The 26,978-nt window shown below is 62.7% G+C and carries 23 protein-coding genes; 12 read left to right on the top strand and 11 right to left on the bottom strand.

The genetic code is table 11. The features are described from left to right. Positions 1–58: 58 nt before the first annotated feature. Positions 59–739, bottom strand: a complete 681-nt coding sequence (locus KI609_RS06315) for a Crp/Fnr family transcriptional regulator (RefSeq protein ID WP_226448235.1) — start codon at positions 737–739, stop codon at positions 59–61. A 199-nt stretch (positions 740–938) separates the two neighbouring features. Between KI609_RS06315 and trxB the strand changes: the two genes are divergently transcribed. From trxB to rpmG, 3 genes are all read left to right on the top strand, one after another. Beyond that, positions 939–1,892 (top strand): thioredoxin-disulfide reductase, encoded by a 954-nt coding sequence (gene trxB, locus KI609_RS06310; RefSeq protein ID WP_226448233.1) that lies wholly within the window; start codon positions 939–941, stop codon positions 1,890–1,892. Positions 1,893–2,078: 186 nt separating this feature from the next. Next, on the top strand, positions 2,079–2,312 hold the full coding sequence (gene rpmB / locus KI609_RS06305) for a 50S ribosomal protein L28 (RefSeq protein WP_086913134.1): 234 nt from the start codon (positions 2,079–2,081) through the stop codon (positions 2,310–2,312). An 11-nt stretch (positions 2,313–2,323) separates the two neighbouring features. Then, positions 2,324–2,494 carry a 50S ribosomal protein L33 gene (gene rpmG / locus KI609_RS06300; protein WP_008904999.1) on the top strand — a complete coding sequence of 57 codons (171 nt, stop codon included), beginning with the start codon at positions 2,324–2,326 and terminating at the stop codon, positions 2,492–2,494. A 329-nt stretch (positions 2,495–2,823) separates the two neighbouring features. Here the strand turns inward: rpmG and KI609_RS06295 are convergent, their stop codons facing one another. The 3 genes from KI609_RS06295 to KI609_RS06285 all read right to left on the bottom strand — a co-directional run bounded on the left by KI609_RS06295 (position 2,824) and on the right by KI609_RS06285 (position 7,384). Then, positions 2,824–4,038 (bottom strand): fatty acid desaturase, encoded by a 1,215-nt coding sequence (locus tag KI609_RS06295; protein ID WP_226448231.1) that lies wholly within the window; start codon positions 4,036–4,038, stop codon positions 2,824–2,826. A gap of 147 nt (positions 4,039–4,185) precedes the next feature. Then, a complete protein-coding gene (locus KI609_RS06290) occupies positions 4,186–5,460 on the bottom strand; it encodes an RsmB/NOP family class I SAM-dependent RNA methyltransferase (RefSeq protein ID WP_226448229.1) in 1,275 nt (424 codons plus the stop codon). Positions 5,461–5,530: 70 nt separating this feature from the next. Then, a complete protein-coding gene (locus KI609_RS06285; protein WP_226448227.1) occupies positions 5,531–7,384 on the bottom strand; it encodes a M48 family metallopeptidase in 1,854 nt (617 codons plus the stop codon). 74 nt (positions 7,385–7,458) lie between these two features. Here KI609_RS06285 and KI609_RS06280 point away from each other — a divergent pair, with 74 nt between their 5' ends. Beyond that, complete coding sequence (locus KI609_RS06280) at positions 7,459–7,713, top strand: DUF1653 domain-containing protein (protein ID WP_226448225.1); 255 nt, start codon at positions 7,459–7,461, stop codon at positions 7,711–7,713. 40 nt (positions 7,714–7,753) lie between these two features. Here the strand turns inward: KI609_RS06280 and KI609_RS06275 are convergent, their stop codons facing one another. Continuing rightward, complete coding sequence (locus KI609_RS06275) at positions 7,754–8,839, bottom strand: ATP-binding protein (RefSeq protein ID WP_226448223.1); 1,086 nt, start codon at positions 8,837–8,839, stop codon at positions 7,754–7,756. Further along, positions 8,827–9,555, bottom strand: a complete 729-nt coding sequence (locus KI609_RS06270) for a response regulator (RefSeq protein ID WP_226448221.1) — start codon at positions 9,553–9,555, stop codon at positions 8,827–8,829. Before KI609_RS06270 ends, KI609_RS06275 begins: the two co-directional genes overlap by 13 nt. Before the next feature lie 299 nt (positions 9,556–9,854). On the opposite strand from KI609_RS06270, the gene xopAW reads away from it, so the two are divergent. After that, positions 9,855–10,925 (top strand): EF-hand domain-containing protein, encoded by a 1,071-nt coding sequence (gene xopAW, locus KI609_RS06265; RefSeq protein ID WP_319003128.1) that lies wholly within the window; start codon positions 9,855–9,857, stop codon positions 10,923–10,925. 265 nt (positions 10,926–11,190) lie between these two features. Here the strand turns inward: xopAW and purN are convergent, their stop codons facing one another. Continuing rightward, the gene (gene purN, locus KI609_RS06260) at positions 11,191–11,772 is read right to left on the bottom strand and encodes a phosphoribosylglycinamide formyltransferase (protein ID WP_226448217.1); all 582 of its coding nucleotides are present in this window, start codon (positions 11,770–11,772) and stop codon (positions 11,191–11,193) included. A 21-nt stretch (positions 11,773–11,793) separates the two neighbouring features. Between purN and KI609_RS06255 the strand changes: the two genes are divergently transcribed. From KI609_RS06255 to KI609_RS06240, 4 genes are all read left to right on the top strand, one after another. Next, positions 11,794–12,495: a YceH family protein gene (locus tag KI609_RS06255; RefSeq protein WP_226448215.1), complete on the top strand. Its 702-nt coding sequence runs from the start codon at positions 11,794–11,796 to the stop codon at positions 12,493–12,495. 47 nt (positions 12,496–12,542) lie between these two features. Next, positions 12,543–13,724, top strand: coding sequence for an acyl-CoA dehydrogenase family protein (locus KI609_RS06250; protein ID WP_226448213.1), 1,182 nt, complete (start codon positions 12,543–12,545; stop codon positions 13,722–13,724). Between the two features lie 12 nt (positions 13,725–13,736). Then, on the top strand, positions 13,737–14,852 hold the full coding sequence (locus KI609_RS06245; protein ID WP_226448210.1) for an acyl-CoA dehydrogenase family protein: 1,116 nt from the start codon (positions 13,737–13,739) through the stop codon (positions 14,850–14,852). An 86-nt stretch (positions 14,853–14,938) separates the two neighbouring features. Continuing rightward, complete coding sequence (locus KI609_RS06240) at positions 14,939–16,333, top strand: alpha/beta fold hydrolase (RefSeq protein WP_226448208.1); 1,395 nt, start codon at positions 14,939–14,941, stop codon at positions 16,331–16,333. A 76-nt stretch (positions 16,334–16,409) separates the two neighbouring features. Here the strand turns inward: KI609_RS06240 and KI609_RS06235 are convergent, their stop codons facing one another. From KI609_RS06235 to KI609_RS06225, 3 genes are all read right to left on the bottom strand, one after another. Next, the gene (locus tag KI609_RS06235) at positions 16,410–17,072 is read right to left on the bottom strand and encodes a DUF3617 domain-containing protein (RefSeq protein WP_226448206.1); all 663 of its coding nucleotides are present in this window, start codon (positions 17,070–17,072) and stop codon (positions 16,410–16,412) included. Between the two features lie 154 nt (positions 17,073–17,226). Next, on the bottom strand, positions 17,227–20,253 hold the full coding sequence (locus KI609_RS06230) for an IPTL-CTERM sorting domain-containing protein (RefSeq protein ID WP_226448204.1): 3,027 nt from the start codon (positions 20,251–20,253) through the stop codon (positions 17,227–17,229). 332 nt (positions 20,254–20,585) lie between these two features. Then, positions 20,586–21,266, bottom strand: coding sequence for a response regulator transcription factor (locus KI609_RS06225; RefSeq protein ID WP_226448202.1), 681 nt, complete (start codon positions 21,264–21,266; stop codon positions 20,586–20,588). A gap of 54 nt (positions 21,267–21,320) precedes the next feature. On the opposite strand from KI609_RS06225, the gene KI609_RS06220 reads away from it, so the two are divergent. Together KI609_RS06220 and KI609_RS06215 are read left to right on the top strand one after the other, a co-directional pair. Beyond that, the gene (locus KI609_RS06220) at positions 21,321–23,408 is read left to right on the top strand and encodes an ATP-binding protein (RefSeq protein ID WP_226448200.1); all 2,088 of its coding nucleotides are present in this window, start codon (positions 21,321–21,323) and stop codon (positions 23,406–23,408) included. A gap of 287 nt (positions 23,409–23,695) precedes the next feature. Further along, a complete protein-coding gene (locus KI609_RS06215; protein ID WP_226448198.1) occupies positions 23,696–25,006 on the top strand; it encodes a tetratricopeptide repeat protein in 1,311 nt (436 codons plus the stop codon). Between the two features lie 172 nt (positions 25,007–25,178). Here KI609_RS06215 and KI609_RS06210 read toward each other — a convergent pair whose 3' ends face one another. Beyond that, positions 25,179–25,736, bottom strand: coding sequence for an HNH endonuclease (locus tag KI609_RS06210; protein WP_226448196.1), 558 nt, complete (start codon positions 25,734–25,736; stop codon positions 25,179–25,181). A gap of 166 nt (positions 25,737–25,902) precedes the next feature. Between KI609_RS06210 and KI609_RS06205 the strand changes: the two genes are divergently transcribed. Further along, entirely contained in the window at positions 25,903–26,952 is a 1,050-nt protein-coding gene (locus tag KI609_RS06205) for a bifunctional riboflavin kinase/FAD synthetase (RefSeq protein WP_226448193.1), read from the top strand. Positions 26,953–26,978 lie beyond the last annotated feature (26 nt).

The raw sequence follows: 26,978 nt of genomic DNA, 5'->3' as shown, positions 1-26,978 counted from the left end.
GCTTACCCCATGCACCCAAGGGGATTACCGTGTACAAAACTGTTACCAAACCGCGCCATCAGCCCAGAGCACTCAGGCGGTCCTTGAGCAAGGTGGCCCCGTTGGGCAAGGCCTCAATGAAGCCGCGCTCCTCCAGATCCTTCATCACCCGGCTCACCATCTCGCGCGAAGCGCCCACCATTTTGGCCAGGTCCTGGCGCGATATTTTTTCCTTGATCACCCGCTGGCCATGGGCGTCGGGCGCAGCAAATTCCAGCAAGGCGTGGGCCACACGGCCATACACATCCAGCAGCGCCAGGGATTCAATCTTGCGATCGGCATGGCGCAGCCGCTTGACCAGGCCCCGCATCACCACCAGCGACATGGAGGCGTTCTCCGTCAGGCAGCGGGCAAACTCCGCGCGCCCAAGCATAAGTACATCGGTCTGCACCTCGGCCCGCACGGTGGCTGAATGGGGCTGGTTGTCGATGATGCTCATCTCGCCCAGATAGTCCCCCGGCGCCAAGGTGGCCAGAATCACCTCGCGCCCCCGGCTGTCGGAGGTCATGACCCGCGCACGGCCCGTGAGCAAAATGAACAGCGCGTCCGACTTTTGCCCCTGCGCCACCAGCGCCTCGCCGCGCTTGAAACGCTGCTTGATCACGGCACCACTGATCACCTCGGCCTGGGCCACCGTGAGCAAAGAGAACAAAGGCACCCGGCGCAACAGGTCCAGGTTGGACAACAACATGGTCGACATTCAGACATCTCCTCTCTTGGGGCGCCCCGACGCGCGCTTCGGCGGGTTATTGGGACCTGGGGATTGATGGGTTCTTACAATCGCCGTGATTGAAAATAGGGCCACCCACCGGCGCGATGTCCGGTTGATACTCGTCGGTTCAATCCCCAGCTTTCCCAACAGCGCCCCATGTGGCGGGCGCAAAACACAGGCTTTTACCATGTCCATCACCCAACACACGAAAGTTCTGATCCTTGGCTCTGGCCCCGCAGGCTACACAGCGGCTGTCTATGCCGCCCGCGCCAACCTGAACCCCGTGCTCATCACCGGCATGGCCCAGGGCGGCCAGCTGATGACCACGACCGAGGTGGACAACTGGCCTGCCGACGTACATGGCGTGCAGGGCCCGGACCTGATGCAGCGCTTTCTGGAACACGCCGAGCGTTTCAAGACCCAGATCATCTTTGACCACATCAACAAGGTCGATTTCAGCCAGCGCCCCTTCACGCTCACCGGCGACAGCGGCACCTACACCTGCGATGCACTGATCCTGGCGACTGGCGCATCGGCCAAATACCTGGGCCTGCCCTCGGAAGAGGCTTTCATGGGCAAGGGCGTGTCCGGCTGTGCGACGTGTGACGGATTCTTCTACCGCGAGCAGGATGTCTGCGTGGTGGGCGGCGGCAACACAGCCGTCGAGGAGGCGCTGTACCTGTCGAACATTGCCCGCAAGGTCACGCTGGTGCACCGCCGCGACAAGTTCAAGGCCGAGCCCATCCTGGTGGACAAGCTCAACGAGAAGGTCGCTGCGGGCAAGATCGAACTCAAGCTGTTCCACACCCTGGACGAGGTGCTGGGCGACAACACGGGCGTGACAGGCATCCGCATCAAGAGCACGCAGGACGGCAGCACCCAGGACATTACGCTGCAGGGCTGCTTTATTGCGATTGGGCATGCACCCAATACGGAGATTTTCCAGGGTCAGCTGGCCATGGAAAACGGGTACATCATCACGCAGGGCGGCCTCAAAGGTTTTGCCACCCAGACCAGCGTGCCCGGCGTGTTTGCCGCAGGCGACGTACAGGACCACGTGTATCGCCAAGCCATCACCAGCGCTGGCACCGGCTGCATGGCCGCACTCGATGCGCAGCGTTTTCTCGAACAAGGGGCTTGATGATCTGAAAGGGCGCAGGCTATAATCTGCGGCTTTGCTGAGTTCGGCCACGGTTTGTCGTGGCCGGGTCATTCAAGCAAATCGGGTTACCGCCACCCTTTCTGGCGAGGTGAGGCCGCCAGCGACCCCAGGGAAATCATCTCTGGGTATCCGCAAACGGCCGTTAAAAAGTATCGGAGTGTCCACATGGCACGCGTCTGCGACGTAACGGGCAAGAAGCCCATGACGGGGAACAATGTTTCCCATGCCAACAACAAAACCAAGCGCCGGTTCCTGCCGAACCTGCAATACCGCCGTTTCTGGGTCGAAACCGAAAACCGCTGGGTGCGTCTGCGCATCTCCAACGCTGGTCTGCGTCTGATCGACAAGAACGGTATTGATTCTGTGCTCGCAGACCTGCGCGCACGTGGCCAGGCTTAAGGAGAAACACCATGGCAAGCAAAGGCGGACGCGACAAGATCAAGCTGGAATCCACTGCGGGTACCGGTCACTTCTACACCACGACCAAGAACAAGAAGACCATGCCCGAGAAAATGCTGATCATGAAATTTGATCCAAAAGCTCGCAAGCATGTGGAATACAAGGAAATGAAGCTGAAGTAATTCAGCGCCTTTCCCCCCAAAAAAGCCGCCCGGCGTTAAGCTCGGCGGCTTTTTTGTGTCTGAGTGAGCGCAGATGACACGACGGGGCCACTACGTTTCGAGGGCATGTTGAGCATCACTCCATTCGAATCCCGGGGTGCACAACGAGGAGGATGCGCGGGATTGCTTCGCTGGCCAATGCAAGCGACCTGAGGGCGGTTTCTGGACCATCAACCCGGCCCCAACCCTATCAGCGCTGCCATCGAATCCGCAGCGCCCCCCAAACGAAAAAGCCGCTGCGGGCTAAAGACCCTGCAGCGGCTTGGACGAATTTGGGGAAACCGAGTTCGTCAGGCCCGTGCAGCACGCAAGCGAATGGAGAACTCACGCAGGGCCGCAATACCGCTTTCCTCGGCCCGGCGGCACCAGGCCTGCAAATCGGTCGTGAGCTGCTCGCGCGATTGCGAGGTGTTGAGCCACAACTGGCGCAGTTCTTCGCGCATGGTCACCATCTTGTCCAGGGCCGGATGCGCAGCGCGGGCCTGCGCCAACTGCGGCAAGGCCACGGCGGGCACCTTCTCGGCGTCACGGTGCAGCCAGCGCTTGGCGGCCTTGAGCACCGAAACATCGGCCTGGCGCGCCTGCAAGGCGGCGATTTCTTCCTTGCACGCCTGGCGAACACCACGCGCATAGCCCGCCATCACCTCATAACGATTGGCAATCAGGGCTTCCAGGGTTTTTCCATCGGCCACGGGCTTCACATCGCCCAATTGCAGCTTGGGCGGCACCTTCTTGACCGTGGCCCAACCGATCTTCTTCATCAGGCTGATGTAGACCCAGCCGATGTCAAACTCGTACGGCTTGACCGAAAACTTGGCCGCCGTGGGGTAGGTGTGGTGGTTGTTGTGCAGCTCTTCGCCACCAATGATGATGCCCCAGGGCGAGAGGTTGGTGCTGGCGTCCTGCGCCTCGAAGTTGCGGTAGCCCCAGTAGTGGCCCACGCCGTTGACCACACCGGCCGCCCAGAACGGAATCCAGAGCATCTGCACGGCCCACACGGCGGCGCCCAGGGCACCGAACAGGGCCAGATTCAGGATCAGCATGAGACCCACGCCTTGCCAGCCGTAGCGGGTGTAGACGTTGCGTTCCATCCAGTCATCGGGCGTGCCGTGACCGAACTTCTTGATGGTTTCCATGTTTTGGGACTCGGCGCGGTACAGCTCCGCCCCCCGCCACATCACCGTGTCCAGGCCCCGGGTCTGGGGACTGTGGGGGTCCTCCACTGTTTCGCACTTGGCGTGGTGCTTGCGGTGGATGGCCACCCATTCCTTGGTGACCATGCCGGTGCCGATCCACAGCCAGAAGCGGAAAAAATGCGAAGGAATGGCATGCAGGTCGAGCGCCCTATGGGCTTGCGCCCGGTGCAGAAAAATCGTGACGGCCGCGATGGTCACATGGGTGGTTGCCAGCGTGTACAGCACCACCTGCCACCACGAAAGGTGCCACAGACCATGGCCCAGCCAATCGATGGCGGCATTCAACACAGCCCAGTCGGGTAACAACATAATCAAAAAAACCTTACAAAAACCCTGCCTACCAATACCGCAGGTGTTCTATTTTAGAGATGCCGTCGTGATCCACAAGGCGTTATCACACGGCATTTCACCGGTTTTTTGCGCCTTGTGGCATCAACACTCACCAACTGAAGCCTTTCACGCTTTTTTGGCCCACACCGCAGCAAAAAAACCGTCGGTGTGATGAAGATGGGGCCACAAACGCAAATAACCACTGCCTGATGCACCGCCACTGCACAAGCCCTTGGCGCCCTCCACCTTGAGTTGCTCCAGCAGATCGCCTGCATCCAGCCATTCAAATTCGGGATGTGAGGCACTGAAGGCTTCGGCAATGGCCTCGTTCTCCTGCGGCAAGATGCTGCAGGTGGCATAGACCAAGCGACCGCCGGGTTTGAGCAAGCGGGCCGCACTGTCCAGAATGGCGGTCTGCTTGGCCACCAGCTCTTCTATGGACTTGGCGGACTGGCGCCATTTGAGATCAGGGTTGCGCCGCAACGTCCCCAAACCTGAACAGGGTGCGTCCACCAACACCCGGTCGATCTTGCCTGCCAGCCGCTTGACGCGGTCGTCTCGCTCGTGTGCGATGGCTGCGGGGTGCACGTTCGACAGGCCACTGCGGGCCAGGCGGGGTTTGAGGGCGTCGAGCCGGTGAGCCGACACGTCAAACGCATAGAGCCGCCCCGTGCTGCGCATGGTGGCGCCAATGGCCAGTGTTTTGCCCCCTGCGCCCGCACAGAAGTCCACCACCATTTCGCCACGCTTGGCGTCCAGCAGCATCGCGAGCAATTGCGACCCCTCGTCCTGCACCTCGATGGCACCGCGTGTGAAGGCGTCGAGTTTGGTCAAGGCAGGCTTATCGTCAATGCGCAGACCCCACGGCGAATAGGGCGTGGGGCTGGCTTTGATGCCCGCTTTGGCCAGTTCCTTTTGCACATCGGCGCGCTTGTCTTTGAGGGCATTGACGCGCAGGTCCAGCGGTGCGCTGTGTGCCAGGCTCTCCACCAGCGGCCAGAAACCTTCGCCCAGTTGGTCCTTGAGGGGCTTGACCAGCCACTCGGGCAGGTTATGGCGATGGCGCTCCATCAGATCGTCGGGTTGGACCGCATCACATTGGTCGAGCCAGTTTCTCTCCTGGTCGGTGAGCGCGCTCTTGAGGAAGTCGCGGGGGCCATAGAACCCCAAAATGGCCAGGCGGCGCTCCTTGGGGCCCGAGCCCGAGGGTGCCATGTGGTCAAACAGCAGCTTCTTGCGCAGCACGGTGTAAACCGTCTCGGCCAGCGTGGCCCGCTCGCGTGGCCCCAGGCCCCGGTTGTCGCGGAAAAAACGTGACACCACGGCATCGGCCGGGTGTTCAAAAGTGAGAGTGAGCCTGACGAGTTCAGCGCAGGCGTCGAGAAGGACTTTGGGATGCATTCCCCGATTGTCCCACTGTGGTCTGCTGCGCCGTCAAACCCGGCAGGCTACTGCAGCAACGGCCACGGGCTTACCGCGTATAGACGGGCTCGAACGCCGAACGCCCGATCTCCTGCAAGGTAGGCGATTCACCAGCCCACAGAGCAACGGCGGGGCCGGGCAGGCACAGGTTACGCTCCAGGGTGCGGCACAGGTGGTAGCGCCTTTCATCGTCCAGACCCGGCAATTCAAAAAACACCAGATAGGCCCGGCGTTGCGGATGCTCGCGCAGGTTCTTGCGTACCAGCCAGCAGCGTGTGAGCGGTGCGCAGCGTGCCAACTCCGATTGCAACTCGGCCAGCTCGAACGAGCTCAGGTCATGCCGAGCGATCTGGCTAAAGAAAGATGTGCCCGAAAGCTCCTCCCAGGCCCGCTCTTCCGACTCCTGCGCGCGATCCAACCGCTTGCGCCATTGCTTGAAGGCGGCGGCATCGTGATCCATCCCTAGGCGCGGTGTTTCCAGCTCGGCCAAAGCAGTGCGTGCCGCCCAGTAGCGGTCACTGCTGCCAGCGTCCCACAACCGGTGCAGCAGCGCCAGTTTGCCATCGCGGTCTTCATTAGGCAGGCAGGACACCAGGCTTCGCAAAGCGGCAGGGTGCTCGGGGCTGCGCTCCAGCGCCAGCTCAAACAAGGCGCGCACATCAGCGCGCGGGTCAAGGTGACGCTTCAGGCGTGCCAGCTCCACCAGCTCCACCGCATTGCTCTGCGCGGTGGCTTCACCCAGGGTTTGGATACGCACGCGTACCCGCTCCAGCCAGGCGTGGTGCTGCTTCCATTGGGTTGCATTGTCGCGGCACCATTGCTTGTCAAAGTGGCTGACCCAGCGCTTGGCATCCGACCCCAGCAGGCCCAGGGCGGTGCCGCGAGACCAGTCAGGCACAGTGGGCACGGCGTCCAGCGCCTCCATGCGGTCGCGCAAGCCAGGGTGGGTATCGTCCACACTGCTGATCCGCTTGAGCGCCTGGCGCAACGCATCATTGGCAAACGCGGCATCAGGCGGTTCTGCCAGGCGGCGGCGCATGCTGCGATATGGCCCCACGGGCAGCGGGTTGCCCGCCGCCGCACACCAATGCTGGCTCCAGAAGTTGGCCTGCAACCAGGCGCCACGGATTTCAATCTCGGCCAGGGCTGCCGCCGCGACCTGCCGGCCCAGCAACTTGCCGGCGATACGGTCGGCCTCGTATTCGTCCTGCCGGGCCAAGGCAAATGTCTTGGCAGAAAACCGGGGAAAGTACCACCGCATGAATGCCTGCGTGGCGGCACCCACGGGCCCTTCATCGTCTGCCAGACTATGGTTCAGCCGCATCCAGGAAAGCCGGGTGCGATAGATCCAGGCGGCAAACTGCCCATGATCGCCGCGCAGGTGCCCATATTCGTGCGCCAGCACGGCCAGAAAACGCGGCCGGTCCAGCGCCATCAGCAGAGGCAGCCCGATACTCAGATGGTTGACGGCGCCGCCCAACAAGCCGAACCGGGGCAACTGCTGAATGCTGGCATTGAACTCATCGTTGAGCGTGACCTTGTGGATGGCCGGCCCTTTGATTTTTCGGCGAATACGCTCAAGGGCTTCAAACAGCTCGGGAGCCTCCAGCGCTGTGACCTCTACGCCGGTGGGCTCCTCAAAACGCACCCACAGGGCGCGCAGGCTCACCCACAAAAGCCCCAACGCACCGAGCAACGGCCACACGAGCGCGATCCGGATCCGCCCCTGCAGCAGCTGGGGCACCACCCACATCAAAATACCGATGGCCAGCGCCAGGCAGCCCAGCACCCACGCATAACCCAGCGCGGCAAAAACAGCCACGCTGCGACGGTACGCACGGCTGTTGTCCGCGCTGGCATGCTCGCTCATGCGTACCAAGTGCACAAAATCTGCCTGATCCACGGGCGACCCTCCCCATTTTTGATTGTTCCTTGCCGGCCACCATACTAACCACCCTCCAAACACACCTGCCCACCATGACCGACGACGACCTGCCAGCACTCATCTACACACCCCCAGGGCTGTACCGCCACTACAAAGGCATGCTGTATGAGGTGATCGACACCGTGCGCCACAGCGAGACCCTGGAGCCCATGACGCTCTACCGCGCGCTGTATGGCCAGCGCGGCTTATGGGTGCGCCCTGCCGCCATGTTTGGGGAGCAGGTGGTCATCGACGGGGTGAAGCGGCCGCGATTCGAGCCGTGTGGAGACGACGCGCACGCAGGGTAAGGACGTCTGGCCTTAGAACGTGTTCACGATCTCAAACCATCTACGGCCGTGGGTGTGGTTGTGGACGCGGAAACACGGCGGTTGCCACCAGCCCGCCGCCTTCGGCATTGCGCAATACAAGCTGCCCACCGTGGCGGCGCACGATGTCGCGGGCAATGGTGAGCCCCAGCCCGGCCCCACCGCTTTGGCGGTTGCGTGATGCCTCCACCCGATAAAACGGCTTCATCACCCGCTCCAGTTCAGCCGGCGGCAGACCAGGCCCGTGGTCGCGCACCTCGATCACCAGCGCGTCGTTTTCATCGCGAAGGCCGATCTCGGCGCTCCCGCCATAGCGGACAGCGTTGCCCACCAGGTTGTCGAGGCAGCGCCGCAACGCAGTGGCCTGCAGCCACCGGGGCAAGACATGCCCTGTCACGGTGACCTGGTGGCCCATGGCGAGGTGATCATCGGCCATGCTTTCCACCAGCGCCTGCACATCCAGCAGCACCCAGGCTTCGGCGTCCGCCACGCCGCGCAGGTAGTCGAGTGTCGACGCGATCATCGCGTCCATCTCGGCGATGTCGCGGCGAAAAAGTTGCTGCGCGCATGGGTCGCCAAGGCTTTCGGTACGCAGGCGCAGCCGGGTCAGGGGCGTACGCAGGTCGTGCGACACCGCGGCCACAAACCGGTCGCGCTCGGCCAGTTGCTGGCGAATACGCGCCTGCATCTGGTTGAAGACGCGGCTGGCATCACGGCATTCAAGGGTGCCATCCTCAGGCAGTGCAGGGCGTTCGATGTCACGCCCGAGCTCCTGCGCCGCCGTGGCCAGCCGGTGCATGGGGCGCGACAGCCAGCGCGCTGCCCACCAGGCCGCCGCCACCAGAGCAGCCAGTCGCACGCCGATGTCCAGCAACAGACCCAAGTGCAGCGAGGGTGGCGCGCTCCAGAACCCCGGCCCTTGCCCGGGCGGCGGCGGGCCCGGCGGATGCCCGGGGAAGGCCGGACGAAGCTCGAACATCAGCGTCAGCGCCAGCACATGGCTCACGATCACGGCCACGATGAGCAGCAGCGCCAGCCGGCCAAACAAGGTGTCGGGCACGCAGCGCTGACCCCATGCGCGCAAGCGCTCGCCGATCAACACGGCCACCCCACCTGACCTTGCAACGACTGCACGTGGAACAGATAGCCAGCACCACGCACGGTGCGGATCATCGACGGTGCACGCGGGTCATCCGCAAGCTTGCTGCGCAGGCGCGAGACCAGCAAATCGATGCTGCGCTCGAACGCATCCATGGCCCGGCCCCGGGCCTGCTCCATGAGCTGGTCGCGGCTGAAAACGCGGCGCGGCATGCGCAAGAAAGTGCAAAGCAACCGGAACTCGGCGTTCGACAGGGGCACCACCACGCCCTTGGGGGACACCAGGTGCCGCTCGATGCTGTGCAGCGTCCAGCCATCAAACCGCACCACTTCATCGGGGCCCTGGGGAGCCGGTGCGCTATCGCCGCGCGTGCGGCGCAGCACGGTCTGGATGCGTGCCACCAGCTCGCGCGGCTCAAAGGGTTTGCCCATGTAGTCGTCCGCGCCCATCTCCAGCCCCAGAACGCAGTCATAAGGGTTGGCCCGTGCCGTGAGCATGATGATGGGCACCCGCGAGCGCTCACGCAGCTCGCGGGCCAGCGTGATGCCGTCGGTGCCAGGCAGCATCACATCCAGCACCACCAGGCCGATGGGGTGCGCGGCCATCTGGGCACGCATCGCCTGCGCGTCGCACGCGGCGTGGGTGGCATAGCCAAATCGGGTGAGGTATTGGGTGAGCAATGTGGTGATCTCGACATCGTCGTCCACCACCAGGATATGTTGCATGGGCCTGCGTGCGCTAAAAAATAGAGGGCTTTGGCCCTTGAGTTTAGGCAGCGCCCACAGCGCACTGGCAACAATCTGACGGGCATTTGCCCCCCTGTTCAGGCCTTGTGGGCGCCCTTTGTATCGGGCTTGGTACAAAGCGGACAAACCACAGAGACATGCGCGCCCAAGAATGGATTCGGGCCTTGGAGTCTGCGCACGCCCTTTTCGACGGAAAGACCGCGCACAGGCTCTAGCGCTGCCAGCCCCCGCTCCGGGAGCCCAGCCCCTGGCCTACCCATGGAACGAAAGGAACGACGATGACGACCATCAGTAGCGTCAGCAGTGCCTGGTCCAGTGCAAGTGTCCAGAGGGCCATGCGCCCCGGGCAAATGTCGGAACGACTGCTGTCAAAGATAGATGCCAACGGCAGCGGCGGCGTAGACAGCAGCGAGTTGCAGGGGCTGCTGGACGATGTCTCTACCAAGACGGGCGTGAGCACCACAACCAGCGCCGCAGACTTGATCACCCAGTACGACAGCAACGGGGACGGCAGCCTCAATGCCGACGAGCTGGGCAAGACCATGCAAGGCGTGCTGCCCCCGCCGCCGTCGACCATGGCATTCGCCCAATCGCGCGGCAGCGCCGACAGCGACACCGCCACAGGCAAAGCTGGCGACGACCTGTTTGGCAAGGTGGACAGCGACGGCGACAGCGCCGTGAGCAAGACCGAGTTGCAGGCACTGCTGGAGGCCATGTCGGGCGGCACGGCCAGCCAGACAGAGACCAGCAGCGACAAATTGTTCAGCCAGCTCGATGCAGATGGCAACGGCAGCCTGACCCAGGCCGAATTCGACGCAGGCCGCCCCTCAGGCACTGCGGGGGAGACGGGCCAGACAGGTGGTGGCATGCAGGCCACGGGCGGCATGCCACCACCCCCTGGGGGCCCAGGCGGTGCAGGTGGCGCAGGCGGTACGGGTGCGGCATCCAACAGCGCCACCACCTACGACCCCTTGGACACCAACGAAGATGGAGAGGTCTCGCTCACCGAGCGGCTGGCCGGCGCGAGCAGCAACAGCACCAGCAGCACCAGCGTGGAGGAGCAGGACGCGATCACTGAACTGTTCAGCGCTATCGACACCAACGGTGACGCCACCCTCAGTGCCAGCGAATCAAAGGCCTTCATCGACCAGCTGACCAGCCAGGCCCAGCAGATGACCAGCACCGCCTCGACCACCTCGACCCTCTCGACGAGCAGCAGCAAGGCGAAGGAATCCGGCCAACGCAATGACCTGGCGCGGCTGACCGACTTTGCCCGGCACCAGTACGAAAGGGCCGCCAATGGCTGGAATACATCCTCCAACGCCAGCAGCCTGAACGCGGTGGCCTGACAACACACGGATGGACGGCGACCAAGTCGGCCGCCGCCGCAGGGTTTCTGGCCGCGCAGTGCGATTCGCCCGTCAGTTGACGAGCTGCGTGCGCCAGAAGCCCCCGCGATAACAGCGACTGGAAAGATTTAGATAAAAATAGCCGCTAGCGCTTATCCCATAATCGCTAGCAGCTCCACATTTGATAGCAATCATGGCGACGGCGGAACAACCCTCCCAGGGCGCCCACCCAACCCCCGCCACACCACCGCCCAACGCGCCCAGGCTACAAGGCCTGTACCAGCGCCCGCACGGCGCGGGGGTAGATCACGTGTTCCTGCGTCAGCACCCGCGCCGCCAGCGTCTCGGCGGTGTCGCCCGGCAGCACCGGCACCACGGCCTGGTCCAGGATGGGGCCCACATCCAGCTCGGCCGTCACCTGGTGCACCGTCACGCCCGCAAACTTGCAGCCCGCGTCGATGGCACGCTGGTGCGTGTGCAGCCCGGTAAAAGCGGGCAACAGCGAAGGGTGGATGTTGATGAGCCGCCCGGCGTAGTGCGCCACAAACCCTGGCGTCAGGATGCGCATGAACCCGGCCAGCACCACCAGCACGGGCTGGTGGCGGTCAATCGTCGCGGCCAGCTCGGCATCGAACGCCTCGCGGCTGGCAAAGGCCTTGTGGTCCAGCGCCTCGGCGGTGATGCCCTGCTCGCGTGCAAACACCAGCCCCGCAGCATCCGGTTTGTTGCTGATGACGGCCGCCACGCGGGCGCCGTAGCGTTGTGCCCAGTTCTCTTGTTGCGCGGTGCGGACGATGGTGGCCATGTTGGAGCCGCCGCCAGAGATCAGAATGACGATGTTCTTCATAAATTGCCACGGATTATCCCAGTGCCCTTCGACCCCGCCATCCGCCCCCTCACCCCCCACGAAGCCCGCGTGCTCGCCACGCTGATGGAAAAAGCCCGCACCGTGCCCGACAGCTACCCCATGTCGCTCAACGGCCTGCTAACCGGCTGCAACCAGAAGACCAGCCGCGACCCGGTGATAAACCTCAGCGACGCCGAGGCGCAAGAGGCGCTGGATTCGCTCAAGCTGCTGACCCTGGCGTTTGAAAGCAGCGGCAACCGCACCACGCGCTGGGAGCACAACTTTCAGCGTGGCGTGGGCGTGCCCGAGCAGTCGGCCGTGCTGCTGGGCCTCTTGATGCTGCGCGGCCCGCAGACGGCGGGCGAGTTGCGCATCAACGCCGAGCGCTGGTACCGGTTTGCGGACATTTCGTCGGTCGAAGCCTTTCTGGACGAGCTGCAGGAGCGCAGTGCCGAAAAGGGTGGCCCGCTGGTCGTGCAACTGCCCCGCGCGCCCGGCGCCCGCGAGCAGCGCTGGGCGCACTTGATGTGCGGGCCGGTAGACACCACTGCCAGCCATGCGCCCGCAGGCAGTGCGGGCTCCAACCCATCGCCCGCATTGCAGGCCCGCGTGGACGCCCTGGAGGCCGAAGTGGCGAGCCTGCGCAACACCGTGCAGCGGCTGTGCGCCGAGCTGGGCATTCCCCCTGAGTTCAGTCCAATGTCGCCACCCGGACAGGAGTAAAACGAACGACCGTGCTACAAATGCGCAATCACTAGGAGACGCACCGCATGGATCTCGCATTCACCCCCGAAGAGCAGGCCTTCCGCGAAGAGATTCGCGCCTGGGTTCACGCCAATCTGCCCAAAGAAATCTCTCACAAGGTCCACAACGCCTTGCGCCTGACCCGCGCAGACATGCAGGGCTGGGCCAAGATTCTGGGTCAAAAAGGCTGGCTGGGTTTTGGCTGGCCCAAAGAGTTTGGCGGCCCCGGCTGGACGGCCGTGCAAAAGCACTTGTTTGAAGAAGAGTGCGCGCTGGCCGGTGCGCCGCGCATCATCCCCTTCGGCCCCGTGATGGTGGCGCCGGTGATCATGGCGTTTGGCAACGCCGAGCAGCAAAAACGCTTCTTGCCCGGCATCGCCAGCGGCGAGGTGTGGTGGAGCCAGGGCTACAGCGAACCGGGCTCGGGCTCGGACCTGGCCAGCGTCAAGACCCGTGCCGAGCGCGTGGGCGACAAGTACATCGTCAACGGCCAAAAGACCTGGACCACCCTGGGCCAGCATGGCGACTGGATGTTCAACCTCGTGCGCACCAGCACCGAGGGCAAGCCCCAGACCGGCATCTCCTTCTTGCTGCTGGACATGAAGTCCAAGGGCGTCACCGTGCGCCCCATCAAGCTGCTGGACGGCGAGTGCGAGGTGAACGAGGTGTTCTTCGACAACGTCGAGGTGCCTGCCGAGAACCTGATTGGCGAAGAGAACAAGGGCTGGACCTACGCCAAGCACCTGCTCAGCCACGAGCGCACCAACATCGCCGACGTGAACCGCAGCAAGCGCGAACTGGAACGCTTGAAGCGCATCGCCAAGACCGAAGGCGTGTGGGACGACCAACGCTTCCGCGACCAGATCGCGCTGCTAGAAGTGGACATCGTCGCCCTGGAAATGCTGGTGCTGCGCGTGCTGTCGGCCGAGAAGTCGGGCAAGAACTCGCTCGACATCGCGGGCCTGCTCAAGATCAAGGGCAGCGAGATCCAGCAGCGCTACGCCGAGCTGATGATGCTGGCCGCCGGCCCCTTTGCCATGCCCTTCATCGAAGAGGCCATGGAAGCTGGCTGGCAGGGCGATTTCCCTGGCGGTGTCACCGCCAATGCGCCGCTGGCATCGACCTACTTCAACCTGCGCAAGACCACCATCTACGGTGGCAGCAATGAAGTTCAACGCAACATCGTCGCGCAGACGGTTCTGGGCTAAGGAGACAAGAACATGGATTTCGATTTTTCTGACGACCAGGAACAACTGCGCGACGCCGTGCGCAAATGGGTGGACAAGGGCTACACCTTTGAGCGCCGCCGCGCCGCGGTGGCCGCTGGCGGTTTTGACCGCGCCGCCTGGGGCGAGCTGGCCGAGCTGGGCCTGACCGCCCTGACCGTGCCCGAGGCCCACGACGGCATGGGCCAGGGCGCCATCGACGCCATGGTGGTGGCCGAAGAACTGGGCCGCGGCATCGTGCTGGAGCCCATTGCCCAGGCCTTCATGGCCAGCAGCGTGCTGTCGCACTACGCCCCCGCCGACGTGCAATCGGCCTGGCTGCCCCGCGTGGCCAGTGGTGAAGCCCTGGTGGTACTGGCCCAGCAGGAGCGCAAGGCGCGATACCGCCTGGATGTTTGCGAGGCAAAAGCGGCCCCAGCGCAAGATGGATATGCACTGACAGCTATCAAAAGCGTAGTAGCTGCCGGCGATAAGGCCGATGCGTTCATCGTGCCTGCCCAACTGGACGGCAAGACCGCCCTCTTCCTGGTCGAGCGCACCGCCACTGGCGTGACCACCCAAGGCTACGTCACACAAGACGGCAGCCGCGCCGCCGAGGTGAAGTTCACCAACGCCCCCGCCACGCTCATCACCACCGATGGCCTGGCCGCGCTGGAACTGGCCGTGGACACCGGCATCGCCGCCACCTGCGCCGAGGCCGTGGGTGTGATGGACAAAACCGTGGCCATCACCGTCGAATACATGAACCAGCGCAAGCAGTTCGGTGTGTTCATCGCCAGCTTCCAGGCGCTGCGCCACCGCGTGGCGGACATGAAGATGCAGCTGGAGCTGGCCCGCTCGATGAGCTACTACGCCAGCCTCAAGCTCGGCGCCCCCGCCGCCGAACGCCGCGCCGCCATGGCCCGCGCCAAGGTGCAACTGGGCCAATCGATGCGCTTTGTGGGCCAACAGGCCGTGCAACTGCATGGCGGCATCGGCGTGACGGACGAGTACATCGTGAGCCACTACTTCAAGAAGCTCACGCAGCTGGAAGTGACCTTTGGCGACACGCTGCACCACCTGGGTGAAGTGTCGGCCCGCATGCAAGACACCGCGGGCGTGTTTGCCTGATGTGAACTGACGCAGCCGCGTCACACCCACTAACGATGCTCGTGGATTTCGCAGTCCACGGGCATTTTTGCTTTCTGGAGCCCCCCATGAATCACCCATTCCTGTTGCCACGCCGGTCCCTCTTGCTGGCAGCCGCTGCGGCCGCCAGCCTGGCGCTGGCAGGCTGCGCCACCCAGAGCCCCAGCCTGGCCGAGGCGCCGCCCATCGTCTTTGTGCATGGCAATGGCGACACTGCCGCGCTGTGGCAGACCACCGTCTGGCGGTTCGAATCCAACGGCTGGCCCCGCGAGCGCCTGCACGCCATCGACGTGCCCTACCCCCTGGCGCGCGATGAGGACGCCAAGCCCCAGGCGGGCCGCACGTCTGCAGCAGAACACATGGCCTACCTCAAGGCCGAAGTGGACAAGGTGCTCAAGGCCACCAGCGCCAGCCAGGTGGTGCTGGTCGGCAACTCGCGCGGCGGCAATGCCATCCGCAACTACATTGACAACGGCGGCGGCAACAAGACGGTGAGCCACGCCATCCTGGGCGGCACGCCCAACCACGGCGTGTGGGCGACCCCTGGGGTGCGCGAAGGCAACGAGTTCTCGGGCACCGGCCCCTTCCTCACCGCCTTGAACGCCCCCAAAAATGCAGCGGGTGACGAAGTGAGCGGCCCCGTGCAGTGGATGACCATCCGCTCGGACAACAACGACAAGTTCGCCCAGCCCGACGGCCTGTGGATCGGCCAGAAAGGCACGCCCACCCACGTGACCGCAGCAGGCCCCGAACTCAAAGGCGCCACCAACGTAGTCATCCCGCGCATCGACCACCGCGAGACGTCGTACTCCCCCGCGGCGTTTGAAGCCACCTATCGCTTCATAACCGGCAAGGCACCAGCACGCACCAACATTGCGACCGAAAAATCCGTGGTACTGAACGGCAAGGTCACGGGCCTGGGCGTGGATTCTGCAGACCCCAAGACCGGCAACTTCAGCAACAACCTGCCCCTGGCGGGCGCGCAGCTGGAGGTGTATGCCACCGACCCCGCCACCGGCACCCGCACGGGCAATGCCCTGCTGCGCAAAACAGTGGGAGCGGATGGCCAATGGGGGCCACTGGCCGTCCCCACCGGCTCGCCCATCGAGTTTGTGATCACCGCCCCCGGCTACGCCACCACCCACATCTACCGCAGCGGCTTTCCGCGCAGCAGCAACCTCATCCACCTGCGCGCCGAGCGCATCGCCGACGCCGACAAAAGCGCCGAAAGCGTTGCGACAATGAACCGCCCACGCGGCTATCTGGACCCGGCGCGCGACAAGATGCTGCTGGATGATGCACCGCCAGCCGGCGTGCCTGCGGGCGCCGGTGCGGCCACCGCCAAAGTGAAGCCTGCTGGCGGGCTGCGATCAATCACGGCGGAATTCAATGGCGAGCGCGTCACCGGCCAAACGTGGCCTGCCGCACAAGGGCACGTAGTGATGCTAGAGATCAGCCAATAAGCAGGCTACGACACCGTCCCGTGTTTCGAGGCCATGGCATCAAGGCGGGCCGCGGCTGGTGCTCCGCTACGCTCGGTCAGTGCTTGTGTCCTTCGTGGCTGTGGCTGTGGCTGTGGCTGTGGCTGTGGCTGTGGCTGTGGCCAGGGTGCTCCGCACGCTTGCGGTCATCCACCACGTTCACCGTCACGCCATTGGGCAACACCATATCGCCGGGGCGTTGACTGGCTGAACACGCGCCCAGCCAGCGGCCTTCAAACACCATGCGGCCCGTGTTGTTAAAAGGCGTCTGGGGGTACTTCACGTTATACGTGCCGTGGTAAGAGGACTGCAAGTCGCCCAGCAGCTCCATCTGCGCGCTCAACCGGTTGTCGTGTACGTAGCACACAGTGTTGATGTTGTAACCCGCCACTTGGGCGCGCCGCCAGACATTGAGTTCATGGCAGTCGTCCTGGCCAGGCATGATGGATGTCAACATTACCGGCTCTGCTTCGGGGCTGGTGCATTGCCGGACAGTCAGTGGCCGCTGCGGCGCCTGACCCGCCCGCTTTAAAACCAGATCGTCGCTGCGCACCGTCACCTCCCACAAGCCAGGCTTGCGTGCAGGCAATGGGGATTTTTTGGCGGCTGGCTGCGCCTTCGCTGGCTGCCTGGCGGTGGGGGCTGATTCATGCGCGGCGCTGTGTGCAACTATCACCGCGAGGCACAGCGCAAGAACGCTTTGTCTGTACTTGTACTGCATGTTTTCCCCAACATTCAATTCGAAAATGATAGCTACCCGCGCTTTAAAGATAAGCTCTAACGGCCGATTTTATTAAAAAAACCAGCGATACCATCGGCATCACTGGTTTCTGGGCCAGGACACGAGGGCCCTGGCGTTGGCTTTTCAGCACATCTCAAATCATCTGACGACGGCGCATGCCGATCATGCCCAGCCCGATCAAAGCAGAGAGGATGATGAGACCCCACTCACTCAAAGTGGGGATGGAAGCCACTTGCCCCCCCGCGCCAGCAAAGGCAAAAGCCACGGCACATGCAGCCGTCGCATTGGTCATCGTGTAGGTGTAGGGTGCCGTGGCGCTCAGCGTGCCCGTGCAAGTGGACCCTGCCACCACACTGGGAACCATGCCAGCCGTGGCAGGCGTGAGTGTCCAGACGCGCGTGTCACCTATCGCCAATACGGTTTCTCCAGCGCCGTTCTGGCCGGGGGTGGTCACCGTGCCATTGCCGCCCGGCACCGTCGCAGTCACCGTGATGGCATTGGCTGCAGCGATGAACTTCACCTGAACGGAGCAGTCCGCCAGCGCGTTGCTGGCGGTGAACTGGTTACCAGTGCGCAAACCGGTGCAGGTACCGCCAAACACGGACTCATTGCCTCCGCCAGGTGTTGCGGTAAAGGTCTGACCGCCACCCTGTGCCACAGTCGTGGACCCACTGGGAGTGATGGTGCCGGTGCCGCTGGTCACTGAAGAGCTGATGTTCACGGTCTGATTGGTGAACGACACGCTGAAAGCGCAGTTGGCGTTCACCGGGGACACGGTGTAGACATTGCCCACCAGCGTGCCCGGGCAGTTGCCGGTCACCAGGGGATAGAAGCCCGCCGTTGGCGAGAAGTTGTAGGTGCGCGATCCGCCACGTGCCAGGTTGATGGTTCCTGTGGTGTCCACGCTGCCGTTGCCGCCCGTGACGGACGATGTCACCGTCACCGGGTCGTTAGTGAACGAGGCAATCACCGTGCAGTCTGTGGTCGCGTTGGCTACCGTATACGTGTTGGCCGCAATGTCCTGGGTACCCTTGCAGGTACCCCCCACCACGGCCGAGTAGCCAGCGCTGGGCGTGAGGGTATAGACGGTATTGTTGGCACCAGGAACCAGTGGCCCCGTCACGCCCAGCGGGCTGATAGTGCCATTGCCGCCAACCACCGAAGAAGTCTCTTCAAAAGTGAACGCTACCGTGAAACCACAATTGGCGCTGACCGGATTGACGGTGTAGGTGTTGGGAGAAACGCTCGTATCCAGCACACCCGTACAGGCCGTACCAGAAGCTGGGGGCAGAACATAAGTCGTCTTGCCCGCGTTGGGGGTGATGCTGAAGACCGTCGAGGTACCGTCTTCCACCTGACGTGGCGTAGACGATGTCATCGTGCCGCCGGGCAACAGCGTGGGCGTGACGATGTAGGCGCGAGCGAATTCAGCCGTGGCCGTCACGTCCGTGGCTCCGACCGTGATCACGCACGTATTGCCGCTGAGAGACGTGCAACCAGTCCAGCTCTTGAAGAGCGAGCCAGCATGGGCCACGGGCGTCAGGCGCACCTCATCGCCCTGCGCCACCGGCTGAGTGGTACCCGCAGCGCCACACGCGGCACCCGCGTTACCGCAGGCCAAGCCGCTGGGCACCGCCAGGATGTGACCCGTACCGGCTCCCGTGGAGTTAGCAGTCACGTTACGCAGCGTGCCCACGGATGTGTTCATGCCGGCGGTGTTATTCGCTGACTGGGTGTCCTGCGTACCGGCTGGAGGAGTCACCGTCAGTACCGTATTGGCAGGGGTACCCGCGCCAGTGAGCGTGCCGCCCGTATAGGTGTAGACCAGGCTCTGACCGGGGGGCACATCGGCCGTGTTAGTAGCGATGGGGCCAGCGCCACTGCTGGTGGCGCCACAACTTGCCGTGCTGCCCGCAGGCACGGCGCAAGTCCAGTTGCCACCGGTCACACCGGTCAGCGTCTGACTGACGCTGGCGCCCGTGACACCCGAGCTGCTGTGGTTGGTCACCGTCACCGTGTAGACCGGGGTATCGGCTGGTGCATAAGAAGACGAGCCGCCGTTCGTTACGGTCACACCCAGGTCTGTGGTCGGAGTGGCTGCGGGCACGATGGCCGTCTTGACCAGCGGGCCGATAAACGGGCTGGCCGTGTCGGAACGCACATCGTAGTCCCCGTTGTTAACAACTGCATTGGAGCCCGATGTGGCTGCACCGGCAGGTACGGTGAACGTCACGTTAAAGCTACCACTCTGGCCGTCATTGAGCAAACCGCTGCTACCCACCTCGCACTCCAGGTAGTCTGAGCGCGGGGCGACCCCAGTGTGCGGACCAGTGCACGAAGCCGGCCAGGAGCCCGGAACAAAGGTTGTAAACAAGCCGTCTTCCGTCTTCGGAGCGGCCACCCGCACCTTGGAACCCAGGGCAATCACGCCGCTGTTGTTGGCATAGCTGTAGGTGTAGGTCACCTGATCGGCTGGCTTGGTCGTCGATGGCCCAGTGGACGTGATTGCAAGACCTGGCATAAAAGCCCCCACGGCATCCATATACACGCGCGCCTCATGAGCAGCGGCACCCGGCGAGCAATTGGAGGCATAGATGATGAGCATGACCTGATCACCCACATCCAACTGGCCATTGCCAGGGGCGATATCAAACCCCTGCCAATCGGTATAGCGGTAGCTGCCTGCGGTCTGCCAAGGCACGCCGGACTGGTTGGCGTAGTTGTAGGTGTAGAACATCACCTTGTTCTTGGTGAGGTTGCGCACCTCAACATAGAAGTAAGGCTGCTCCGTTGGACCATGTCCACCGTCCACCAGTACCGGCGCCATACCAAAGCGGACGTGAACTTTGTTGTCCACAGGATCCACTTCCGCCACGGTCATGGTAGCAACCTGTTCAATAGACGATGCCAATTTGGCACCTTGATCATTGAGTTTGAGTGCGTTATTGCCCCACCGAGGGGCCGTCAGCGTGCCCGGATTGGTGGCTGGAACGTTGAAAACAGGCATCGTGACGATGGCACTGGCGCCATTCCCCACGGCTGCACCGCTCAGTCCCAACTGACCCAGCGTGATGCCGGTGGTGGGGTCTGGCAGGGGCGGAGAGGCAGGCAACACCGCGCTGCGGGTGTAGGTGCGGTGCGTCCAACCAGTGGGAGGCATCGTGTTGTTATCTTCAAACCCCCCGTTGGCAAAACCTGCATGCACCACTGGAGTCCCCAGAAGAGCCCCCCCGGCTGCAATCGCCCATACGCCGCGTTGGCACCGCCGGGCCAAGCCCTGCAGCCCCCTCCATACATTGATTGTTTTCAACACGTTCCCCTCTTGGTAGATTCACGGCCGACAACCTCGCGGTTGCAGCCCCATACAGTTCACACGACAAAACACCGCCCCGACTCGCGACCACTCGGTCGCTGAGTCAGCATTTAGAGGGGTGTTGGTTCAACAGATCGCACAACATCGCGGCACCGATGGGCACTCATGCAGGTTTCAGTTCAAGCAACGAACACAAGCCCCTTCCCAAACACGGCACGCACCGGCAATGCGGTGCCCGTGGTTTCCAGCGTCTTGCGACGCAACCTGGTCAGTTGGGACTCGATGCGATGAAAGCCGCCCTCCGCCTCGTCAGCGCCCATGGCCTCCGTGAGCGCCTGCTTGGTGAGCAGCGCACCCGGCATCACCATGAGGCAGCCCAGCAGTTCCAGTTCACGGCTGGTCAGATCGACAACCCGTTGATTGGGCGCGACAAGCCGGGACGCCGCCTGGTCCAGGCGCCAGGGGGCAACGGCATCCCCGTGCGCTGTACGCGGCGCCATACGGCGCAGTTGTGAGCGGATGCCTGCCGTCAACTCCTGCATATCCACGGGCTTGACGAAATATTGAAGCGCTCCAGCATCCAGCCCTGCGATTCGACTGCCCACATCTGCTCTTGCAGTCATCAGCACCGTGGGGACTGCCTGGGCGGCAAGGCGGGCCACGAGACTGAGCCCATCTTCACCGGGCAGACCAATATCGACGACCACCAGATCCGCACGATCCTTCAGCAACCGAACATAAAAATTCTCAGCCGACTCCACACCCCATGCCCCAAAGCCGGAACACTCGAGATATCTGCAAACGTTTTCGCGAATGTCTGCGTCGTCTTCGACCACGGCAATGATGAATTCAGGGGGCATGAAATGGGGGTGGCGCAAGGAACAGATGAAACATCCAGATACGGACTATTCTCTGTGTTCATCGACCAGCCAGCCATGCTCAAACGCTCACAATTACTCACAACATTGCAAACAATGCGCGCAGGCCAACACCTGAAATACCTGTTCTTGATTTGCGTGTCGCTCGTCGCGCTCATGACGCACGCCCCATCGAACGCAGCAGGGTCGGCAGAGCGCGCGCTCATGTTGGGACGCGATATCTCCACACAGAGACTGGACGACCACAGCGGAAATTTGACACCTGACGATGTTCTTTCGGGACGGCGAACCGTCCCGAAGTGGGAATCCATGGATTCAGCCTTGAATGCGGGCTACCTCCAACATGTGGTGTGGCTAACCTTCACCGCGCCGGCAGCAATGCACCCGAGCGACCCGCTCTGGCTGGTGGGACAACCGACCTACCTGGACTCCGTCACGCTCTACCAGCGTGATGCAACCGCCAACGCCTGGACGGCGCAACGCAGCGGCGACTACGTTCCCACCAGTGAAAAGATGTCCATCCGGCAACACCTGTTTCGTCTGGAGCCAGGAAAAGCTACTCTGATTCGCATCGAAACGACAAGTGCCATGCAGTTTCAGGCCAGCGTGTTTTCGAGCACACAAGCGCTGGCGGCGCATCTGGCATCCAACGAAAGGGTGATGGGGCTTTACTTTGGCGCAATGATGACCCTGCTCTTGGTCACCTGGGCTGCCGCAGTGATCTTCCGCACCCACGACATCTACGCCCTGGCACTGCTGGGCACGGTGAGCCTGCTGCACGTTTTTAATGTGCGTGGATACACGAACCTGTGGGCCCCGGAATCCTGGACGGTGTGGGCGAGCCATTCCGTCGGCATAGGCGCATTTGTCCTTGCCGCCACGATTGCCTGGCAGATACGCGAGCAATTGACGCGCAACACACGCTATTGGTGTGCAGACCGCATTCTGTTTGGGTTGGTGGTTGTCAATCTTTTGGGCACATTGAGCGTGCCATTGGGCTTTTACGCGTCAGTCGCTTGGGTCAACCTCGCGTCGCTGGTGGTCGCTGACGTATTCGCCGTGGTGTTCTGCCTCGTCGCATTGCAACGGCGCCAGCGTGTTGCTCAAAGTGCACTACTGCTGGCCGCTTATGTTGTTCACTTGCTGGGCGGCATACCGACCACCGCTTTCATGATGGGAATCACCCGCTGGAACATCGACATCACGAATCTGTGGCAATTCCAGGCCTTGGTCTTCACTGGCATGATTGCCTGTGCCGTCTTTGTCGGTATGGTGCAACGCTACCGCCAAGCCAAAATTTCAAACGATCACGCCATAGAGCGCTTGGCTCATTCAGAACAGGTTTTGGAAGAAAGGATCGAGCAACGCACGCGAGAACTCTCCAACGCCCAGCATTTGCTGAAACAGGCATTGGACAGCGAGCGGGAACTGCGTCAAGAGCAACAGCAGTTCTTCCACATGATCAGCCATGAATTCCGCACCCCCCTAGCGGTCGTGGACAGTGCCGCCGCAGAACAGCAGAGCTTCCCGTCTTCAGATCTGCAGGCGCAGACCGACCGGGCGAAACAAATCCGCCGTGCATGCCGCCGGCTGACGTCACTGGTAGACAGCTGCCTCATCAGTGAACGCCTCGATTCTGCGGGGTTCAGGCTGTATGCCGCCCCCACCGGTGTGGCGGCACTGCTGGAACATGCGGCACAACTGGTGCATTGGTCCCCCCGCCACCAGCTACGCCTGTTCACCGAGGCCGCTCCCGCCGAGTGGATCTGCGACCAGGCACTGGTGCGCATTGCGCTGTCCAACTTGGTGGACAACGCCGTGAAATACGCGGCAGCAGGCGAGATATTCATTGCGGCACACAAGAACGATGCGGGAATGCTGGAAATATCCGTCGCAGACGAAGGCTCCGGGATGTCGCTGGAGGTCATGAGCCGAATTTTTCAGCGGTTTGAACGCGGTGACCGCACCGATCAAAGCAAAGGGTTTGGACTGGGGCTGTGGGTCAGTCGCCGGGTGGCGCGGCTTCACGGAGGAGATATCACCGTGCAATCCCAGCGCGACCATGGTGCCCGCTTCACATTGACCCTGGCACCCCAACGCGTAAGCACCCCCAGCGGCTTATAGGCCCATAGGCACCAGCCGATTGCCACTTGCCACTTGCCACTTGCCACTGCGCAGCAGGATGATCTTGGCGCTGACGGGGAATGAAGCCTTTTGTGCTCTTTCCAGCCCGCAATATGCGGATTTCACACGGCCCCTTCGCTCGAAAAATGGACATCAAAAAATGCGCGAGGGATGGCTCCGAGGGGGTATCTGCGAATCCTGGATAATCTCCAACTCTATCTTTACCGCATCTGGCTCGCCGAGCCCAGCAGACCGCGCAGCGGTCCCATTGCAACCATCCAGCATCCATGAGCGCCACAGCGACCGACCCCAACCTCAAGCACCTGACCAAGGCCCGTGAACAGATCGCCAAAGGCGACCTCAAGAATGCCGCACTGACGCTCAACAAAGCCATTGCCCTATGGCCGCAGGATGCCCGCGTATACATGCTGGGTGGCCTGCTTGCAGAAAAGGCTGGCAATGTAAAAGGTGCGTTTGAAGCCCTGCGCAAGTCGGTTGCACTGGCTCCAGCGTGGGGCCCCGGCCTGTTGGAGCTCGCGTTGCTTCTGGCGCGCCAGAACCAATTCAAGGAAGCCGTGGAAACCGCGGAAAAAGTAGCCGCGCTGGAACCCAAGAACCTGCAGGTGCTAGCGGGCGTCATCGACATCGCACACCGTGCGGGCCATACAGAGATGGCCGTGCGCCACCTGCGCCGAGGTCTGGAGCTGGTCCCGGGCGACGTCGCGCTGCGGCGGTTGCTTGCGCGGGACCTGAGCGAACAGGGCCATCACGAGGAGTCCATGGCGCTGTGGGATGCATTGCTCGAACAGCATCCCGAAGATGCCCAGTCGCTGGTCGGCCGCGTTCAAGCCTGCATCACCGCCGGCAAACCTGCACAAGCACGCGAAGACGCGGCAGCGCTGCTGAACCTCGCGCCTGGCGATGCGGTGTACCAGTACTACGCCCAGCTCACGCAGGGTGAAACACCAGCACAACAGCCCGCAGCCTTGATGCTCCCCCTGTTTGATGGCATGGCGGAGTTCTACGACGTTCACATGGTGCGCAGCCTGAAGTACCAATTGCCCAAACAGGTGGCTGAAAAAATCATCGCCCGCCATCCCGACAAGAAAATCAACGTGCTCGACCTCGGATGTGGCACCGGTCTGCTCGGGGTGTGCCTGGGCCGTCTCGATGGTGCCCTCATCGGTGTCGATCTGTCGATGAAGATGATTGAGCAGGCGGCTCGCCACAACGTGTATGACCGGTTCCACACGGTGAACCTGCATGACGCATTGCGCGAGACACCCGACGGTCTTTATCAGGTCATCGCGGCGCTGGATGTGTTCATATATGCGGGTGACTTGACCCAGGCCGTGTCCGATGCGTTCCGCGTCCTGGCACCCGATGGCATACTGATTTTCTCTTGCGAGATCGCCGATGAATCAGGGGCCAACCTGGTGTTGTTGCCGGCGGGGCGCTATGCGCACAAACGCAGCCATGTCGAAGCACTGTGCAAGGCCGCCGGTTTTGACACGGTCGACGTGCAAGAAACCGTGCTGCGCCATGAAAACCACCAGCCCGTGCACGGGTTTGTAGTGACCGCTCACAAGCGGGCCTGATTACTCGCTTACTACCAAGGCAACGCTTCGCGCATGCCGTGATCGATAGCGCCCCCGGTGGGGTATCGGCAGGATGCGTTCCTGCCGGACCGTTGATTTTCCGTGTTGCCCCGCTGGCAACCACGGCTATTCTTTTGACGATCTCACCGCCACGTGAAAGATCACCAACGGGTCACGCCAGAAGCCGCGACGACTTGGGCACGTGCGCCATCAAGAACTCCATCTGATCGGCCAGGATGCGGCGGTTGCGCAGGATGAAGTCTTCCCACAGGCTGGGCACGTAGGGGGCGTAGAGCAGCGGCATGTGGGCCTGCTCGGGCGTGCGGGGGCCCTTGCGGTGGTTGCAGGGGCGGCAGGCGGTGACCACATTCATCCAGTGGTTCTGCCCATTGCGCGCAAAAGGCACGATGTGCTCACGCGTCAGGTCTTCTTCGTGAAAATGCCCGCCGCAGTAGGCGCACACATTGCGGTCACGCGCAAAAAGCTTGCTGTTGGTCAGGCTGGGTTTGAGCTCAAACGGGTTGATGCTGGGCACACCCTTGGTGCCGATGATGCTGTTGATGGCAATCACCGATTGTTCGCCCGTGATGGCGTTGTGGCCGCCCCGGAACCGTGCGATCTGCGCGCCGGATTCCCAACGCACTTCGCCCGCCGCGTAGTGGATCACCGCTTGCTCGAGCGTGATCCACGATTGGGGTAGCCCTTGGGCTGACAGCTTCAAGACCTTCAAAACACGCCTCCTGGAACATAAAGTACACAAGGATTCGGAACGCAGATGTCTCAGGGCGACTTCGCGCAGATCACCCATGGGTCACAATATACTCCGGTTTCATGACAAATTGGCGTCTTGCGCTTGATGCATATGCGCATGCTGCTATCAAAAAGATAACAATCCGATGAAGATCTTTCGTGGATTCCACCATCCCGGCATTGCCCGCGCCTGCGCGTTGACCATCGGAAATTTCGACGGGGTGCACCGGGGCCACCAGGCCATGTTGGCCCTGGTGAACAACGAGGCGGCGCACCGGGGCGTGGAGAGTTGCGTGCTCACGTTTGAACCCCATCCACGCGACTACTTTGCCCGGGCACTCCACAAGCCCGAGCTGGCGCCGGCCCGCATCGGCACGCTGCGCGACAAACTCACCGAGCTGGAGCGCTGCGGGGTGCAACAAACGGTGGTGTTGCCCTTCGACGCCAGCCTGGCCGCACAGTCGCCCCACGAATTTATCGACCGGGTGCTGGTGCAGGGCCTGGGGGTTCGGTATGTGTTGGTGGGTGATGACTTCCGGTTTGGCCGCCAACGCACGGGCGACTACGCCATGCTCGACGCTGCGGGCAAAAAGCAGGGTTTCGACGTGGCCCGCATGAACAGTTACGAGGTGCACGGGTTGCGCGTTTCCAGCTCTGCCGTGCGCCAGGCGCTCGGGGCCGGTGACATGCAAGCGGCAGCGCGCCTGCTCGGGCGGCCCTACACCATCAGCGGCCATGTGGTGCACGGGCGAAAGCTGGGGCGGGAGCTGGGCGCCACCAACGCCGGCATGGGTGATGGGTTTCGGACCCTCAACCTGCGTTTTGCGCACTGGAAACCCGCCGCCAGCGGCATCTTTGCCGTGCTGGTGCACGGCCTGGCCGAAGCGCCCCTTCCCGGCGTGGCCAACCTCGGTGTGCGTCCTTCGCTGGACCCTGGCGACGTGAACGGCGGCCGGGTTCTGCTGGAAACCCATTGCCTGCAATGGCCTGCCGCCCTCGGGTCCGAGGGGGCGTACGGTAAAATCGTGCGCGTGGAACTACTGCACAAACTGCACGATGAGCTGAAATACGACGGTCTGGATGCCCTGACGGCAGGCATCGCCAAAGACTGCACCGACGCGCGTGCCTACTTTGCCTCGGCCCAGGCACCCAATCACACCGAGACCCGGCGCCAGACCACCCGCGACCGAATTTGAGGGGGGCTGCTTCTCGCAGCGCCCGC

The organism is Acidovorax radicis, assembly GCF_020510705.1.
GTDB lineage: Bacteria > Pseudomonadota > Gammaproteobacteria > Burkholderiales > Burkholderiaceae_C > Acidovorax > Acidovorax radicis_A.
The sequence above is the reverse complement of the archived record's forward strand: the minus strand, read 5'-3'. Positions and strand labels throughout refer to the sequence as shown.